Source organism: Bradyrhizobium manausense, assembly GCF_018131105.1.
GTDB classification, from domain to species: Bacteria; Pseudomonadota; Alphaproteobacteria; order Rhizobiales; family Xanthobacteraceae; genus Bradyrhizobium; species Bradyrhizobium manausense_B.
Map to the genome: position 1 here is coordinate 422824 of NZ_JAFCJI010000001.1, position 14006 is coordinate 436829.

Here is a 14006-nt window from a genome sequence, read left to right on the forward strand (position 1 = left end):
ACGCGAGCGCCGTGACCGGTTTCACGTTGGCTCCCTGTCGCGGGAGTCCTATCCCTCGTATTGATCCGGCCCCATCGCCCACGACGCCTGATCGTGGCTATAGGCGTAGTTGCGGTTGTTGACCACGGGGTTGCGGTTGACCATCGGCCGCATGAACATCGGATGCGTCGCGCTGCGCACCTCGTGCTCGACGGTGAAGAGGGGCTTGCCACTGTCGAGATCGACGATGTCGCAGAAGCGATACTGGTACTGGTTGTCCTCGCGCGAGACCAGGTCGCGCGCCAGCAGCTTGCGGTAGGGGCCTGAGAAATCCGTGATGTACATCTGCACATGGTGACCGTCATAGCCGGGCTGTGGCCGATCGGTCTCGCGGAACAGCAGGTGCTGGTCGCGACCCGTCTTCACCGCGGCAACCTTGCCGTCGCCGTTGCGCAAGGCCGCCGGCATACCCATGATTTCGGGATAGAACGCGCAGATGGCCTGCGCCGATCCGGTCGGCACGTCGAACTCGACATAGGGGATGCCGAGCGTGATGCGCCCGAAGCGGGCGGCGTCCGGCTCGTGGACGCGGATGCGATTGCCCCACGGGCAGGTCGCTTCGACATAGTCGTTGTGCTCGGCGTACTTGAAGGCCGTGCCTTCGAGCTTGCTCTTGACCGAAGCCAATCGCGCCAGCAGCGCCTCACGTCCTTCGATGACCAATCCAGTGTGGCCGCGCAGCACCTGAGGCTTGCCGCTGGGCAGGTGAAACTGGCTCCGTCCGGCGTTGATCCACATGTTGGTGTCCGACACCATCAGATAGGGATCGCGGGTCAGCCCGAGCCCGGTGACGTAGAACAGCGTGGCGAGACGCTGGTCCGGGACCTGGATGTTGACGTGCTCGAAATGGACGGCGTTGCCGAGATCTTCTGTGGATCGATCGAATTGTTGCGGCATGGATGTGCGCTTCTCGCTGGAGGGACGGACAAGACCATACTAGAGCAGAATTTCCGCCAGCCGAAACACCTGGCCGATCACATCTTGAGGGCAGGGCACCATGTGCGCTTGCCACCTTGCCGGGACAGGCATTCCCTGTAATCTGACTGGAAATAACCAAGGATTGAGGTCGATGGGGGGAGTTCTGGAAGGCGTGCGCGTGCTCGATTTCGGGCGCTATATCGCCGGGCCGTATTGCGCGACATTGCTGGCCGAGTTCGGTGCCGAGGTCATTAGGGTCGAAAAGCGCGACGGCAGCGAGGATCGCTTCGTGGCACCGGTCGGCGAAGGCGGCGAGGGCGCCCTGTTCCTCCAGGTCAACCGTAACAAGAAGTGCATCACGCTAGATCCGATGACGGCGGAGGGGCAGGAGGTGATGCGCAAGCTGGTGGCGACCGCCGACGTGGTCGTCGCCAATCTGCCACCGCAGACATTGCGCGCGATGAAGCTCGACTACGACTCGCTCAAGGCGATCAAATCGGACATCATCCTGACGACGGCCACCGCGTTCGGCGGGCCGGGCCCCTGGTCCGACCGCGTCGGCTTTGACGGCGTCGGGCAGGTCATGTCGGGTTCGGTCTACATGACCGGCGCCGGCAATCCGCCTTATCGCGCGGCGGTGAACTGGGTCGATTTCGGCACGGCTTTGCACTGCGCGTTCGGCACCCTCGCAGCGCTGATCGAGCGCGGCAAATCCGGGCGCGGGCAGATCGTCGAGGGCGCATTGCTGGCGACCGCCTTGTCTTTCACCAACGCGACACTGATCGAGCAGGCGGTCATCAATGTGAACCGCGTTCCGACCGGCAATCTCGGTCAGACGGCGGCGCCGGCGGATATCTATCGCACCAGGGATGGCTGGGTGTTGTGCCAGGTCACTGGCCATCCGCTGTTCAAGCGCTGGGCGAAGCTGATGGGCGAAGAAGACCACTGGCTGAACGATCCGCGCTTTGCCGACGACATCAGCCGCGGCAACAACGGTCCTGTTATCAGCGAGCGCATGGCGCGCTGGTGCGCCGAGCGCACCACGCAGGAGGCCGTCGATACCCTCGGCAAGGCGATGATCCCCACCGGGCCTGTGCTGAGCCCGCAGCAAGCGCTGGATCATCCGCACATTCGCGCCGCCGGCTTTCTCCAGGACGTCGACTATCCCGGCCTGCCGAAACAGGCACCGGTCGCCCGCGCCGCCATCCGGCTGTCGGAAACGCCGGGTGAGATCGCCGCGCGTCCGCCGACGCTCGGAGAACATACTGATTCTGTGTTGGCGGAACTCGGCTACGACAAGGCTGCGATTGCAGCGCTACGCCAGAGCGGCATCATTTAAAGGCGGCATCCTTTAGTCGCGACGCAACGACAAGAGTGGAAATGGGCCAGCGCGTCTGCTAGACGACTGGCGGCTTGTCCTCGCGCAATTTGCGTTGGCCGACGACCTCCGCGTCGTATGAGGTTGAGGGGAGGTGCATGTTCGTGCACCTCATCCCATATGCATGACCATTCGCGACCGAGCCGACCTGAGCTCGGCGACGTGTGGCATTGATGACTGCTTACGACGAGAAACGGATTCACGTGCGTCATTCCAAGAAAGTGCGGCCGACCAAGAGCTCTCCGAAGAAGAGCCCGGCCGTCAAAAACTTGCCCAGGAAGAGCCTGAAGAAGAGCTCGTCCAAAAGGCGCTCGCCCGACAAAGGCCCGCAGACAAGGAGCAAGGGCGCGCAGCGCGCCACGATCTCGTCCTCGTCGCCTCTGGGCATGATGGCGCTGCATCTGCTGACGCAGTGGAGGGAGTCCGGTCGCAACGGTCTCGTGTTCCTCGCCGAAAGCGAGAACAGGGCGGAGCGGCTCGGCAGCGTCATTTACGCGCTCGACCCGTCCTGCGAAGTGCTGGTGTTTCCGCGGCTGAACACCCTGCCGTTCGATCAGCTGGAACCATCGCGCGAGATCGCCGGCCGCAGAGCCTCGGTGCTGCGGCGCCTCGCGAAATCCAGACAGCCGATGTTTCTGATCGCGACGGCGGAGGCCGTGATGGAGCGCCTGCCGGCGCCGGCGAGCCTGTTGCGCATGAGCACGGCCTTGAAGGTCGGCGGCACCTTCTCCGAGAGTGAGCTGCGCGCCCGCCTTGAGGAGCTGGGCTATGATCTCGACGACGAGCCGGATTATCCCGGCGGCGCCCTGTTTCACGGCCAGACGTTCGAAATCTTTCCTGCAGGCGCACTCGGTCCGTTCCGGGTGGAGCATTCCGGGCGCGCCATCAAGCGGATCGTGGCGTTCGACCCGAAAGAGCACGACATCATCTTCGAGACCAGGGAGCTTCTCGTCGATCCCATGTCGGAGCGAACAGCCATGTCAGGCGCGCGGGCCAAGCGTGCGACGCTGTTCGACTATTGCGGCAAGGCCAAGTGGATCGCTGATGCGGGCGTCGCCTTGCATGCTGATGCCTGGCTGAGCACGATCGAGGAGGCCGCCGGCCGCGCGGACAGGGAGCGCGAATATCTGGCACGTGCCGACTGGAAGCAGGCGACCCGCGGCATGAAGGTGATGCCGCGAACCTCTCCGTTCCAGCCGACGCCGGAATTCTCCAAGCTGACATCAGCCAGGAAAGCCCTGCGCGCCTTCGTCGAGGACGTCAGGCACGACGGTTCGCGGTTCATCCTCGTCGCAGCGATTGAGGAGGATCTGCGCGCAATCGAGCGGATGAGCGGCGTGCGCGCGGAGCGCGTCGCGAACTGGGCGGAGGTGGAGAGCGCCGGTCACCGCGACGTGGCGCTGCTCGCCGATCTCGATACAGGCTTCGTCATTGCGGGCAAGAAGTCTTCCGTCGTCCTGACCGCGACCGATGTGCTCGGCAGCCGTGCGCATCATCCGCAGCCGATGGCGCGAAGCTGGAGCGCGGCCTTCGATCATGCCGACGTGCCGGAGCAGGGCACGGTGGTCGTGCATCTCCAGCGCGGCATCGGCGTGCTCGATGGCCTGCAGACCGTCAACACCGGCGGCGGCGCGATGCGCGAGATGGTCCGGCTGTCCTTCGCCGGCGACAATGCGGTTCTCGTGCCGCCGCCGGATCTGGCGCTGATGTGGCCCTATGCGACTGAGCAAGGCAAGCTCGCGCTGGACAAGGCGGATGGCAGTACGTGGTGGGCCCGCCGCAGCGAGGCGGAGCAGGAGATCCAGGTCGCCGGCAAGGTGCTTGCCAGGCACATCAACCAGCGCAAGCGACGCAAGGCGGCCAGGCTGGTCCCGCCGGGCGCGCCTTACGAGAAATTCGTCGCGCGCTTTCCCTATTTCACGACGATCGATCAGGCCAAGGCCATCCACGACGTGCTCGACGATCTCGCGTCCGGCCATCCCATGGACCGCGTGATCTGCGGCGACGTCGGATTCGGCAAGACCGAGGTGGCGCTGCGCGCGGCGGCGGCCGTGGTGCTCTCGGGCAAGCAGGTGGCGATCGCGGTGCCGACGACCGTGCTGGCCCGGCAGCACGTCGCGACTTTCCGCAAGCGCTTTGCGCCGTTGGACATCGAAGTCGGAAGCCTCTCGCGCGCCACATCGGGCGCGGAGACGCGGGAGACCAAGGAAGGCCTTCGCAGCGGTCGGACCAAGGTCGTGGTCGGAACGCAGGCGCTTGCGTCGAAGGACGTCAAGTTCGACGATCTCGGCCTCGTCATCATCGACGAGGAGCAGCATTTTGGCGCCGCCGAGAAGGCCAGGCTGTCCGGGCTTGCGAAGAATGTCCATACGCTCTGGATGAGCGCCACGCCGATCCCGCGCACGCTGGCTGCGGGGCTCGCCGGCTTCAGGGATCTCAGCCTGATCGCCTCGCCGCCGGTGCACCGGTTGCCGGTCGCGACCAAGATCGCGCCCCTGTCCGATGCAGCGATCGCCTCGGCCTTGCTGCGCGAGCAGCGGCGGCACGGCCAGAGCTTCCTGATCTGCCCGCGCATCCAGGATCTCGAGCCGATGCTGGCGCGCGTGCAGGCGGTGGCGCCCGATCTCAAGATCGTCTGTCTGCACGGTAAATTGCCGGCCGACGAGATCGACGAGCGCATGATGACCTTCGTCGAAGGCAAGGCCGACGTGCTGCTGGCCACCAACATCGTCGAGAGCGGGCTGGACATCCCGCGCGCCAACACCATCGTGGTGTGCTGGCCGGAAAATTTCGGTCTTGCCCAGTTGCACCAGCTGCGCGGACGCGTCGGCCGCGGCGGCATCCGCGCCTTCGCCTATCTCCTGACCGAGTCGGCTTCGGTGCAATCAGAGAAGCGGCTCGCCGTGCTGGAAGAGTTCAGTCGGCCGGGGGCGGGCTTCGCCATCAGCGAGCGCGACCTCGATCTCCGCGGCGCGGGCGATCTGTTCTCGGAGCAGCAATCCGGCCACGTCCAGGTGTTCGGCCCGGTGCTCTACAGCCATTTGCTCAAGATGGCGTCCGAAAAGGTCGACGACGGCATGTCCGTGGTGTGGGTGCCCGACCTCAATCTGCCGGTCGCCGACATGCTGCCGGCGAGCTACGTGCAATCCGCGCCGGTGCGGCTTGAGCTCTATGCCCGTGCCGCACGCTGCGCCAGCGAAGACGATCTCGACGATCTTGAGGAAGAAACCTCGCGCCGCTTCGGGCCCTTGCCGCAAGCCGCTCGCGACTTCTTCGCCGCGGCGCGGCTGCGGCTCGACTGCAAGCGCAGAGGCATCATCCGCCTCGATGTCGGGCAGGCGGCGGTGGCCGCGACGTTCCTGCCGGGGCGATTGCGGAAGTCCAAGGGCAAGTCGCTGCAGCGCGATGGCGATCGCGTCGTCTACCACGGCCCGATGCGCGATGCCCCGTTCGAGCGGATCGAGGAATTGCTGGAGCTTCTCGACGAGTCGTGAACGAGAGCGTGCTCGTAATGATCTCCAAAAAAATTGTCTGAACCGGCGATCGGTCGCTTCCCTGCATTTGCCAAACACACTTCTCGCCCGTGCGGACGAAGTGATCGAATGAGGTGCGATTTCTTCGCATTTTGCCCCCTCTCGACCATTCTTCCTTGAAGGCCGCCCCCGGGGCAACAGGCTCGCTAAATTGCCGCACAGACCGCTGCAAAGGTGCTAACCTCGCGACCAGTAGCGTGGCCCGTACGGGGGACACATGCGACGGCGGGACTTCATCGGCGAACTCGGCGCTATTGGCGCTGCAGCAGGATCGACACCGGCCGTGAATGACGGTTGGAGAATGTGGCGCGCGCCGTGCCCTCCGGCCTCTTTCTTTCCCTTTGTCCGCCATAGAGCGAGCTTAACACGCGAAACGAGTTGAGGAAGCGCAGCGCGCCGCGCTGCAAGGAGGTCCTTTGCGTCGGGTGGAGCAAGGTATCCAGTGGTCCTTTCAGCGCAAGCTTCGCCGCCTGCTTGCTGCTTCCATCATCGTTGGCCCCGTCGTGCTGACGCCGGAGATGAGTTCGGCTGAGGGGCTGCTTGATTTCTTTTTCGGTGGCGGCCGGAAGCAGCAGCAAGCCCCGTCTCTCGGCAATGACAATAATGCGCAATCGCCGACGCCGCGGCCGGTTGTCGGAAGCGCGGGACCTGCCTTCTGCGTGCGCAGCTGCGACGGCAAATACTTTCCGCTGATGCGCGGCGCGGCCTCGCCGACGCAGATGTGCCAGGCTTTCTGTCCGACAAGCCCGACCAAAGTGTTCTTCGGCGCCAGCATCGACAGCGCTTATGCCGCAACTGGCGAACGCTATGCGGACAGCGAGAACGCCTTTGCCTATCGGAAGGCGCTGCGCGCCGACTGCACCTGCAATGGCCACAGTCCCGGCGGCCTGGCACCCATTGATCTCGCGCTGGACGGCTCGCTGCGCCGTGGCGACGCGGTGGCCACCACCGACGGGCTCGTCGCCTATAGCGGCATACGGCTCGGCAATGACCAAACCCCGGATTTCACCCCCGTGGCCGCGCCGGCGCGAACCGGCTTGACGGCAAACAGCGCGTCGAACCCGAGGTGACCCGCGCACGGTTGCCGGCGAAAAGAGGTCGACCGTAGGTGAATTCAACGGCGGATGCTTTGAGAAGATTGGAGACGTACTTGGGTCCAATTTGAGTGAAGCAGGCACGCCTTTGACCCGAAGCAGACGTGGCCAGGCTAAAGCTCGCTCGAAATGAACTGCTTGAATTCGGCCGTCTGCGGCCGAGCGAATAGTTCCGAAGTCGGACCGCTTTCCCAGATCTTTCCCCGGTGCATGAAAACGACCTGGTTCGCGACCTTGCGCGCGAAACCCATCTCATGTGTCACGGTGATCATCGTCATGCCGCGTTTTGCAAGATCTTCCATTACGGCGAGCACTTCTGCGGTCAGTTCCGGATCAAGCGCCGAAGTCACCTCGTCGAAGAGCATGACCTGGGGAGACAGAGCGAGGGAACGGGCGATCGCGACCCTCTGCTGCTGTCCGCCGGACAACTGCTCTGGATAGGAACTGACCTTGTCGCTCAGCCCGACGAGGCGCAGCACCTCGGACGCCCTCCGCTGCGCTGCGTCCCTCTGCTCCTTCTTCACCAGTGTCAGCGCCAAGGTGATGTTCCGCTCGACCGTGAGATGCGGAAACAGGTTGTAGCCCTGAAAGACCATGCCGACGTCATGGCGCAACTGCGCGCGCGCGGCCTTGCCGGGTCTGCCGACTTCGTAACCGCAAACCTCGATCTTGCCGCCCTGGGTCTTCTCGAGCCCGGCGATGCAGCGCAGCAGTGTGCTCTTGCCGGATCCGCTCCGGCCGACGATGGCCACGGTCTCGCCGCGCGCCACGTCAAGGCTCACCCCGTCGAGAACGCGCAGCGGTCCAAACTCCTTGACCAAGCTCGTGACCCGCACGACGGCGGCGCTAGTGGCTGGCGCGGCCTGCATTGGCACTCCTTTCCAGGAAACGGCTGGCCAGCGATAGCGGGTAGCACATCGCAAAGTAAATGGTGGCCACGACACAGAAGATGATGAAGGGCTCGAAGGTCGAGTTGTTGACGATCTGGCCTGCGCGCGTGAGCTCGACAAAGCCGACCACGGAGGCCAGCGACGTGTTCTTCACGATCTGCACCATGAAGCCTACCGTCGGCGGAATGGCCATTCGGACGGCTTGCGGCAATATGACGTAGGCGTATTGCTGGAAGCGATCGAGGCCGAGGCAATCGGACGCTTCCCACTGCGTGCGCGGCACTGCCTCGATACAGCCGCGCCAGATCTCACCGAGGAAAGCGGCGGCATACAAGGTCAGCGCCAAGCCCGCGGCCACCAACGGCGCCAGTTTGTAGCCGAGGATGCCGAGGCCAAAATAGGTCAGGAACAGCAGGATTAGAAGCGGCGTCCCCTGGATGAGTTGGATGTAGCCGCCGGCAGCTATGCGCAGCGCCCGGTTCGGCGACACCCGCATCAGCGCGATCGGCAGGCCGACCAGCGCGCCGCCCGCGAACGCAAGCAACGACAGCAGCACCGTCCATTGTGCGGCCGTGATGAGGTACCAGATATGGTGCGGGTTGAGCTGGATCATAGGGCGGTGCCCAGCCGCCGGCGGCGCGCAAAGACCATGAGGCCGATGGCCTTGAACGCCAGTCTGTAAAGCAGGGAAAGTGCGAGATAGATCGCCGCAACGATGATGTACACCTCGAAGCTGCGGTACGTGTCGGATTGGATGTTGTTGGCGACGGCAGTCAGCTCCTCGGCCGAGATTTGTGAGGTGATCGACGAAGCCAGCATGAGGAGCACAAACTGGCTGGTGAGCGCGGGATAGACTCGCTCGACGGCCGGCAGCAGCACGACGTGCAGGATCGTCTGAACCCGCGTAAGGCCGAGGCAATCCGCCGCCTCTAGCTGGGTACGGTGGATGGACTGGATGCCCGCCCGCATGATCTCTGTCGTGTAGGCCCCCATATTGACCACGAGCGCAATTACGGCGGACACCTCGGCAGAGAGCTTGAGACCCATGCTCGACAGGCCGAAGTAGACGATGAAAATCTGCACCAGCAGAGGTGTATTGCGGATCAGCTCGACGTAGCCCCCGACCGAAAGCCGCAAGATGCGCGGGCCGTAAAGCCGGGCGACCGCGCACAGCGTGCCGACAACGAAGCCGATGGCGATCGACAATACGGTAAGCTGAACCGTGAGCCAGGCGCCCGTAAGGAACGCCGGCCACCTTTCGAGCAGGAACGAGAAGTCAAACTTGTAGAGCATACTCGTCCGGCCTGCTCAGTTGCCTGCCTTCAGCAACTGCTCCACCGGAATGTCGACGCCGTGATACTTCTTGTAGATCGCACCGAGCTTCCCGTTCTGAAGGTTGCTCTTCACCCAGCCGTTCACCCATTCCTTGAGCTTCGGCTCGTCTTTGCGCATGCCGATAGCGAGGTAGAACGTCTGCATGGTAATGCGCGACTCTGCCGTTCGTGCCGGGTTTTTCTTGCTGATTGCCGGCAGCAACGAGCGTGCTGTCGCGAGAATGTCCACTTGGCCCGACGCGAATGCGAGCGCCATCGTGGCGTCGTCCTCGTATCGCACAAGCTGGGCGCCTTTTGCCTGCTGGGTGAGATCGGTGTCCTGCGTCGTGCCGCGCACGACGGCAACCTTCTTGCCGGCGAGGTCGGCCATCTCCTTGAGCGGGACCGTGCTCAACGAGGCGACAACCGACGGGTGATCGGCATACGGAATCGAGAAATCGATCACTTTCGCGCGCTCGGGCGTGATCGACAGCGTGGAGATGACGAGGTCCGCCTTGTCGGTTTGCAGCATCGGAATACGCGTGGGACCCGTGGTGGTCACGATTTCCAGGGTAACTCCGAGATCCTTGGCGAGCAACTGCGCGGTGTCTACATCCGATCCGGTCGGCTGCAGCTTGTCATCGGTCATGCCGAAGGGAGGGATGGCCGTATCAATGGCGATCCGGACCTTGCCCGCCTTCTTGATGCCGTCGAGCGTATCGGCCTGAGCCGGTGCAAACGACAGCGACAGGGCCGCGAGCGCCAGACCTGCAATCAGCCGGCGGGAGATCGTATTGGTCATGGCTGGTCCTATTGCTTCAGAATGAGATCGGGCAGGTTGTCGCCGAAGTACTTCTTGTTTAGTTCATTGAGCCGCCCGTTCTTGAGATTGGCGGATACCCACGCGTTGACCTCGGCCAGAAGGCGCTTCTCGTCCTTCTTCACCCCGACGGCGAGCTTGAAGTTGTCGAGCACGAACTTCATCTCCACCTGCCGCGCCGGATTCTTCTTGTCGACCTGCGGGACGATCATTTCCGCCGTCGAGAAGATGTCGACCTGCCCGCTGAGGAAGGCCTGCGCCTCGGTGGCATCATCCTCGTAACGGACCAGCTTCATCCCTTTCGGTCCCTCCCTGGTCAGCTGCGTGTCGTGCGTCGTGCCGCGCACCGTGGCGACGGTCTTGCCATCGAGATCAGCCATCGATTTGAGAGCCACGGACTTCGGGGCGGCGATGACCGTTCGCAGCACGGCATAGCCCAACGAGAAATCGATGACCTTCGCGCGCTCCGCCGTGTAGGAGAGGCTCGAGATCACGAGGTCGGCCTTGCCGGTCTGCAGCGCAGGAATCCGGGAGGCGCCGGTGGTCGGCACGTGCTCGAATTCGAGCCCCCAATCCTTGGCGAGAAGCCGGGCAGCCTCGACGTCGAGCCCGGTCGGTTGCAACTTGTCATCCGTCATGCCGTAGGGCGGCACGCCGAGATCGATGGCGATGCGGATCTTGCCGGCTTTCTTGATATCGTCCAGTGCGTCGGCGTGTGCGAGGGACATCGCGGCCAGCAAGGCCGTGATGGCGAACGCCATCGACGTTGCTATCTTCTTCAACATTGCCTCCTCCCGTTTGGTCTGTTTTTGATGTTCGTTGTTTTTCCCGTTTCCTAGCGTTCGGCATCCATGATCGCGAGCTTGGCGACCCGCCGCCGGAACTCCTCGGCGGTGGAGAACGTGGCGCCGAGGTAGGCGGCGATCAGGTCCTTGGCGAGCCAGGCACCCACGATCTGCGCGCCAATGCACATGACGTTGACGTCGTCGTGCTCGACGCACTGGTGGGCGGAGTGGACGTCGTGACATACCGCGGCCCGGATGCCCTTCATCTTGTTGGCGCCGATCGAGGCGCCGACGCCCGTGCCGCACACCATGAGGCCGCGCTCCACCTGACCCGAGGTGATCGCGGCTGCGACCTTGCGCGCGATATCCGGGAAATCGACCGGAGCGGGATCAAAGCTGCCCACATCCAGCACCTCGTGCCCGCTCTCCTTCAGGAAGGCCAGCACTTCCGCTTTCATGGGAAAACCTGCGTGGTCCGAGCCTACGACAATCTTCATGTGTTCTTCCTGCTGTTCGTCGTTGTTGGCTTGTGGCGTCAGCGCGAGGCCTTGCGTTTGTCGTGCTCGCCGACGAGCGCCCGCCTTCTGTACTCATTGCCGATTTCGAAGTGTTTGCGCAGCGCCGCATCGGCCCGATCCGGGTTGCGTGCGACGACCGCTTCAAAGACGCGTCTATGATCCTCGATCAGATATTTCTTCATCGAGGGAAACGCCTGAACCAGCTCGCGACGGCTGCGATGCGAATGCGTCAGCAGGCCTTTCATCGAATTGTGCAGGACGGCCAGCGTCTCCGAATGCGACGCCAGCACGATGCTGCGGTGGAATTCGAAGTCGGCCATGCCGCCGGCATCCGCCTCGTCAATCGTGTCCGCGATCTTCGCAAGCGCAGCCCGAAGACGTTCGAAGTCGGCGATGTCGGCACGCTCGCAGGCGAGCCTGATCGCCTGGCATTCGATCGCGACACGCGCCTGCATGACATCGTCCAGCATGTCCGCCTGCTGGGCGAGCGCGAAGGTGAAGAAGTCATTCAAGACCGAGACGTCCGGTCGCGTGACGATGGTGCCGATGCGATCCCGGATCTCGACGATGCCGAGCATCGAGAGCGCTCGCAGCGCTTCGCGGACAAGCGGCCGGCTGACGCCCAACTGGATTGCCAGATCGCGCTCGGAAATCAGACGGTCGCCGGGTTTCAACGAGCCGGCGAGCAGGCGGTCGCGCAAGAAGGCGAACACCTTCTCGAATCCCTTCTCGCCCTCGTCCGGCCGCTTCAGTTCCACGCGGGGTCCTCCAACTGATCTAACCGTGGTAAGACCAGTAGGCAGACCAGACGACGGCGTCAAGCTCTTGAAGAGGTTATGCGACTTTTTGTTCTGGCGTCGTTACGGCGGCACGAGCGTTCAATCGGCGTGGGCCGGCGCCCGGTCATTTTCGTTCGTGCGATAGACTTGGCGCGCCGTTTCGCAAAAGAGCCGCGCCTGTTCGGCTTCCGAATAGCGTGCGGCGATCCGCTTGAAGCCCGAAAGGATCGTGTCGAACGATCCGCACAGGCTGTCGACCGGAAAGTTGCTGGCGAACATCGCGCGATCAGCGCCGAACATGGCGACGACCTGCTCGACGATCCAGCGATTGTCGCCGACGCTCCACGGACGGTTGCGCAAGCCAATGCCGGAGATCTTGACGCGGACGTTTGGCTCCTCGGCAAGTCGCGCCATTGCAGCGCGCCAACCGGCGAGCCCTTCCGAACTGCGATCGGCCGGCAGGCCCGCATGATTGAGGATGATCAACGTAAGCGGAAAATCGCGCGCCAACGCGATCGCTTCGTCCAGATTCCACCACGGCGTCTGCAGGTCGAAGTGCAGGCCATGCTTTTCCAGCAGGGCGAAACCGCGCCGCCATCTCTCGTCGGACATCAGTGTCCGAGTCCGACCGACATCCTTGGGCGACACCGGCCCTTCCGGCTTGTGCCGGATACTCCGCACCAACGGAAATGCAGCCTGCCCGGCGATGACGGTGGCCGCGTCGTCGCGATCGAGCCATGCTTGGGCCACGACCGCGTTGGGCAGGCGACAGTGGGCGTTCAGTCCGGATGCGTAGCGCGTCTCGTCGAGCGGCGTATTCGGATCCCACTCGGTTTCGACATAGACTGTCTCGCAGACGGCGTGACCGGCGGCGTCCTTGCGATAATCGTCGGGCAGATAGGGTCGTTTGATGGCGGAATAGTCGCCGTAACGAAACGGGATCATGACGTCCGGACGCAACCATGGATGATCGTTGGTGATCGGGTCCCAGAAATGCTGGTGGGCGTCCACGATCGGACCTTTCCAGGTTTTCTCGTCGCTCATGACTGCACCTTGTAGGAAATCAACCAGTAAGGGCGACGATATAGAGGGCAGTCCGGCCAGCAAAGAAGAGTTCGTGAGGCGAGAGCTGGTCGGCCGCAGGAACTAGCGCTTCTGGCCCATTTGCGACCTCGGAGAATGTCCGGTCTTGGTCCGGTGTTGAATGTTGACCGGATATCAGTCGGCCTGCCGCTTCACGAGGACCACGCCCTGTTTCAAAGCGAGCTGCCGCCGCAGATCACGAGCTGCTGCCCGGTGATGGCGGCCGCATCAGTCGAGAGCAGGAAGGCCACGGCGGCGGCGACTTCAGCCGGCTGAATGAAGCGGCCGATCGGCGGCAGTTTTGGCACGACATTGGCGCGCGTCGGGTCCTTCAGCATCGGCGTCTCCGTCGCGGCGGGCGCAACGACGTTGACCGTGATACCCCGCGGCGCGAGTTCGCTGGCCCAGGACCGCGCCAGTGCGACCAGCGCCGCCTTGGTCGCGGCATATTGCCCCCGGCCGGCCGCGCCGGATGCGGTGCGGCTGCCGATCAGGACGATGCGGCCTCCCTGCGGCAGGCGCGGCGCCAGCGCATCGGCGAGGCGCTCGGCGACGTCGACATGCAGACGCCACATCGCAGCGCCGTCGTCATGGTCGAGCGATCCGAGCGGACCGACCTTGAGCATGCCGGCGGCATGAACCAGCGCCGTCGGCGCGACGGCCGCGACAGCGCCCTCGATCGTGTCGACGTCGCTGAGGTCAAGCGACAGATGATCGAACGCCGGATGGTCGAAGGACCCAGCGCGGCGGCTGATCCCGGTGACGCGCCAGCCGTCGCGCAACAGGCGCTCGACGATCGCCGCGCCGATTCCCGAACTGGCGCCTGTGACGAGCGCGTGCGGCCGCTTGTCCATCA

General features: G+C 63.8%; 14 protein-coding genes. 4 read left to right on the plus strand and 10 right to left on the minus strand.

Going from position 1 to position 14006, the window contains the following annotated elements; translation table 11 throughout:
* Positions 1-48: 48 nt before the first annotated feature.
* The gene (locus tag JQ631_RS02025; protein WP_212323530.1) at positions 49-936 is read right to left on the minus strand and encodes a VOC family protein; all 888 of its coding nucleotides are present in this window, start codon (positions 934-936) and stop codon (positions 49-51) included.
* 172 nt (positions 937-1108) lie between these two features.
* Here JQ631_RS02025 and JQ631_RS02030 point away from each other — a divergent pair, with 172 nt between their 5' ends.
* From JQ631_RS02030 to JQ631_RS02045, 4 genes are all read left to right on the plus strand, one after another.
* On the plus strand, positions 1109-2296 hold the full coding sequence (locus JQ631_RS02030) for a CaiB/BaiF CoA transferase family protein (protein ID WP_212323531.1): 1188 nt from the start codon (positions 1109-1111) through the stop codon (positions 2294-2296).
* A 425-nt stretch (positions 2297-2721) separates the two neighbouring features.
* Positions 2722-5829, plus strand: a complete 3108-nt coding sequence (locus JQ631_RS02035) for a DEAD/DEAH box helicase (RefSeq protein ID WP_212328453.1) — start codon at positions 2722-2724, stop codon at positions 5827-5829.
* 256 nt (positions 5830-6085) lie between these two features.
* Positions 6086-6250, plus strand: a complete 165-nt coding sequence (locus JQ631_RS32605; RefSeq protein WP_212323532.1) for a twin-arginine translocation signal domain-containing protein — start codon at positions 6086-6088, stop codon at positions 6248-6250.
* Positions 6251-6338: 88 nt separating this feature from the next.
* Entirely contained in the window at positions 6339-6938 is a 600-nt protein-coding gene (locus JQ631_RS02045; protein ID WP_212328454.1) for a DUF2865 domain-containing protein, read from the plus strand.
* Between the two features lie 137 nt (positions 6939-7075).
* Here the strand turns inward: JQ631_RS02045 and JQ631_RS02050 are convergent, their stop codons facing one another.
* From JQ631_RS02050 to JQ631_RS02090, 9 genes are all read right to left on the minus strand, one after another.
* The gene (locus tag JQ631_RS02050; protein ID WP_212323533.1) at positions 7076-7831 is read right to left on the minus strand and encodes an amino acid ABC transporter ATP-binding protein; all 756 of its coding nucleotides are present in this window, start codon (positions 7829-7831) and stop codon (positions 7076-7078) included.
* Positions 7809-8465, minus strand: a complete 657-nt coding sequence (locus JQ631_RS02055) for an amino acid ABC transporter permease (protein WP_212323534.1) — start codon at positions 8463-8465, stop codon at positions 7809-7811. Before JQ631_RS02055 ends, JQ631_RS02050 begins: the two co-directional genes overlap by 23 nt.
* Positions 8462-9145: an amino acid ABC transporter permease gene (locus tag JQ631_RS02060; protein ID WP_212323535.1), complete on the minus strand. Its 684-nt coding sequence runs from the start codon at positions 9143-9145 to the stop codon at positions 8462-8464. The genes JQ631_RS02055 and JQ631_RS02060 overlap by 4 nt, the downstream gene beginning before the upstream one ends.
* Positions 9146-9160: 15 nt before the next feature.
* Positions 9161-9967: a transporter substrate-binding domain-containing protein gene (locus tag JQ631_RS02065; RefSeq protein ID WP_212323536.1), complete on the minus strand. Its 807-nt coding sequence runs from the start codon at positions 9965-9967 to the stop codon at positions 9161-9163.
* 8 nt (positions 9968-9975) lie between these two features.
* Entirely contained in the window at positions 9976-10770 is a 795-nt protein-coding gene (locus JQ631_RS02070) for a transporter substrate-binding domain-containing protein (RefSeq protein ID WP_212323537.1), read from the minus strand.
* A gap of 50 nt (positions 10771-10820) precedes the next feature.
* On the minus strand, positions 10821-11267 hold the full coding sequence (gene rpiB, locus JQ631_RS02075) for a ribose 5-phosphate isomerase B (protein ID WP_212323539.1): 447 nt from the start codon (positions 11265-11267) through the stop codon (positions 10821-10823).
* A 38-nt stretch (positions 11268-11305) separates the two neighbouring features.
* On the minus strand, positions 11306-12046 hold the full coding sequence (locus JQ631_RS02080) for a FadR/GntR family transcriptional regulator (protein WP_212323541.1): 741 nt from the start codon (positions 12044-12046) through the stop codon (positions 11306-11308).
* Positions 12047-12166: 120 nt separating this feature from the next.
* The gene (locus JQ631_RS02085; protein WP_249160094.1) at positions 12167-13174 is read right to left on the minus strand and encodes an amidohydrolase family protein; all 1008 of its coding nucleotides are present in this window, start codon (positions 13172-13174) and stop codon (positions 12167-12169) included.
* Positions 13175-13323: 149 nt separating this feature from the next.
* Positions 13324-14004 (minus strand): SDR family NAD(P)-dependent oxidoreductase, encoded by a 681-nt coding sequence (locus JQ631_RS02090; RefSeq protein ID WP_212323543.1) that lies wholly within the window; start codon positions 14002-14004, stop codon positions 13324-13326.
* Positions 14005-14006: the final 2 nt, after the last annotated feature.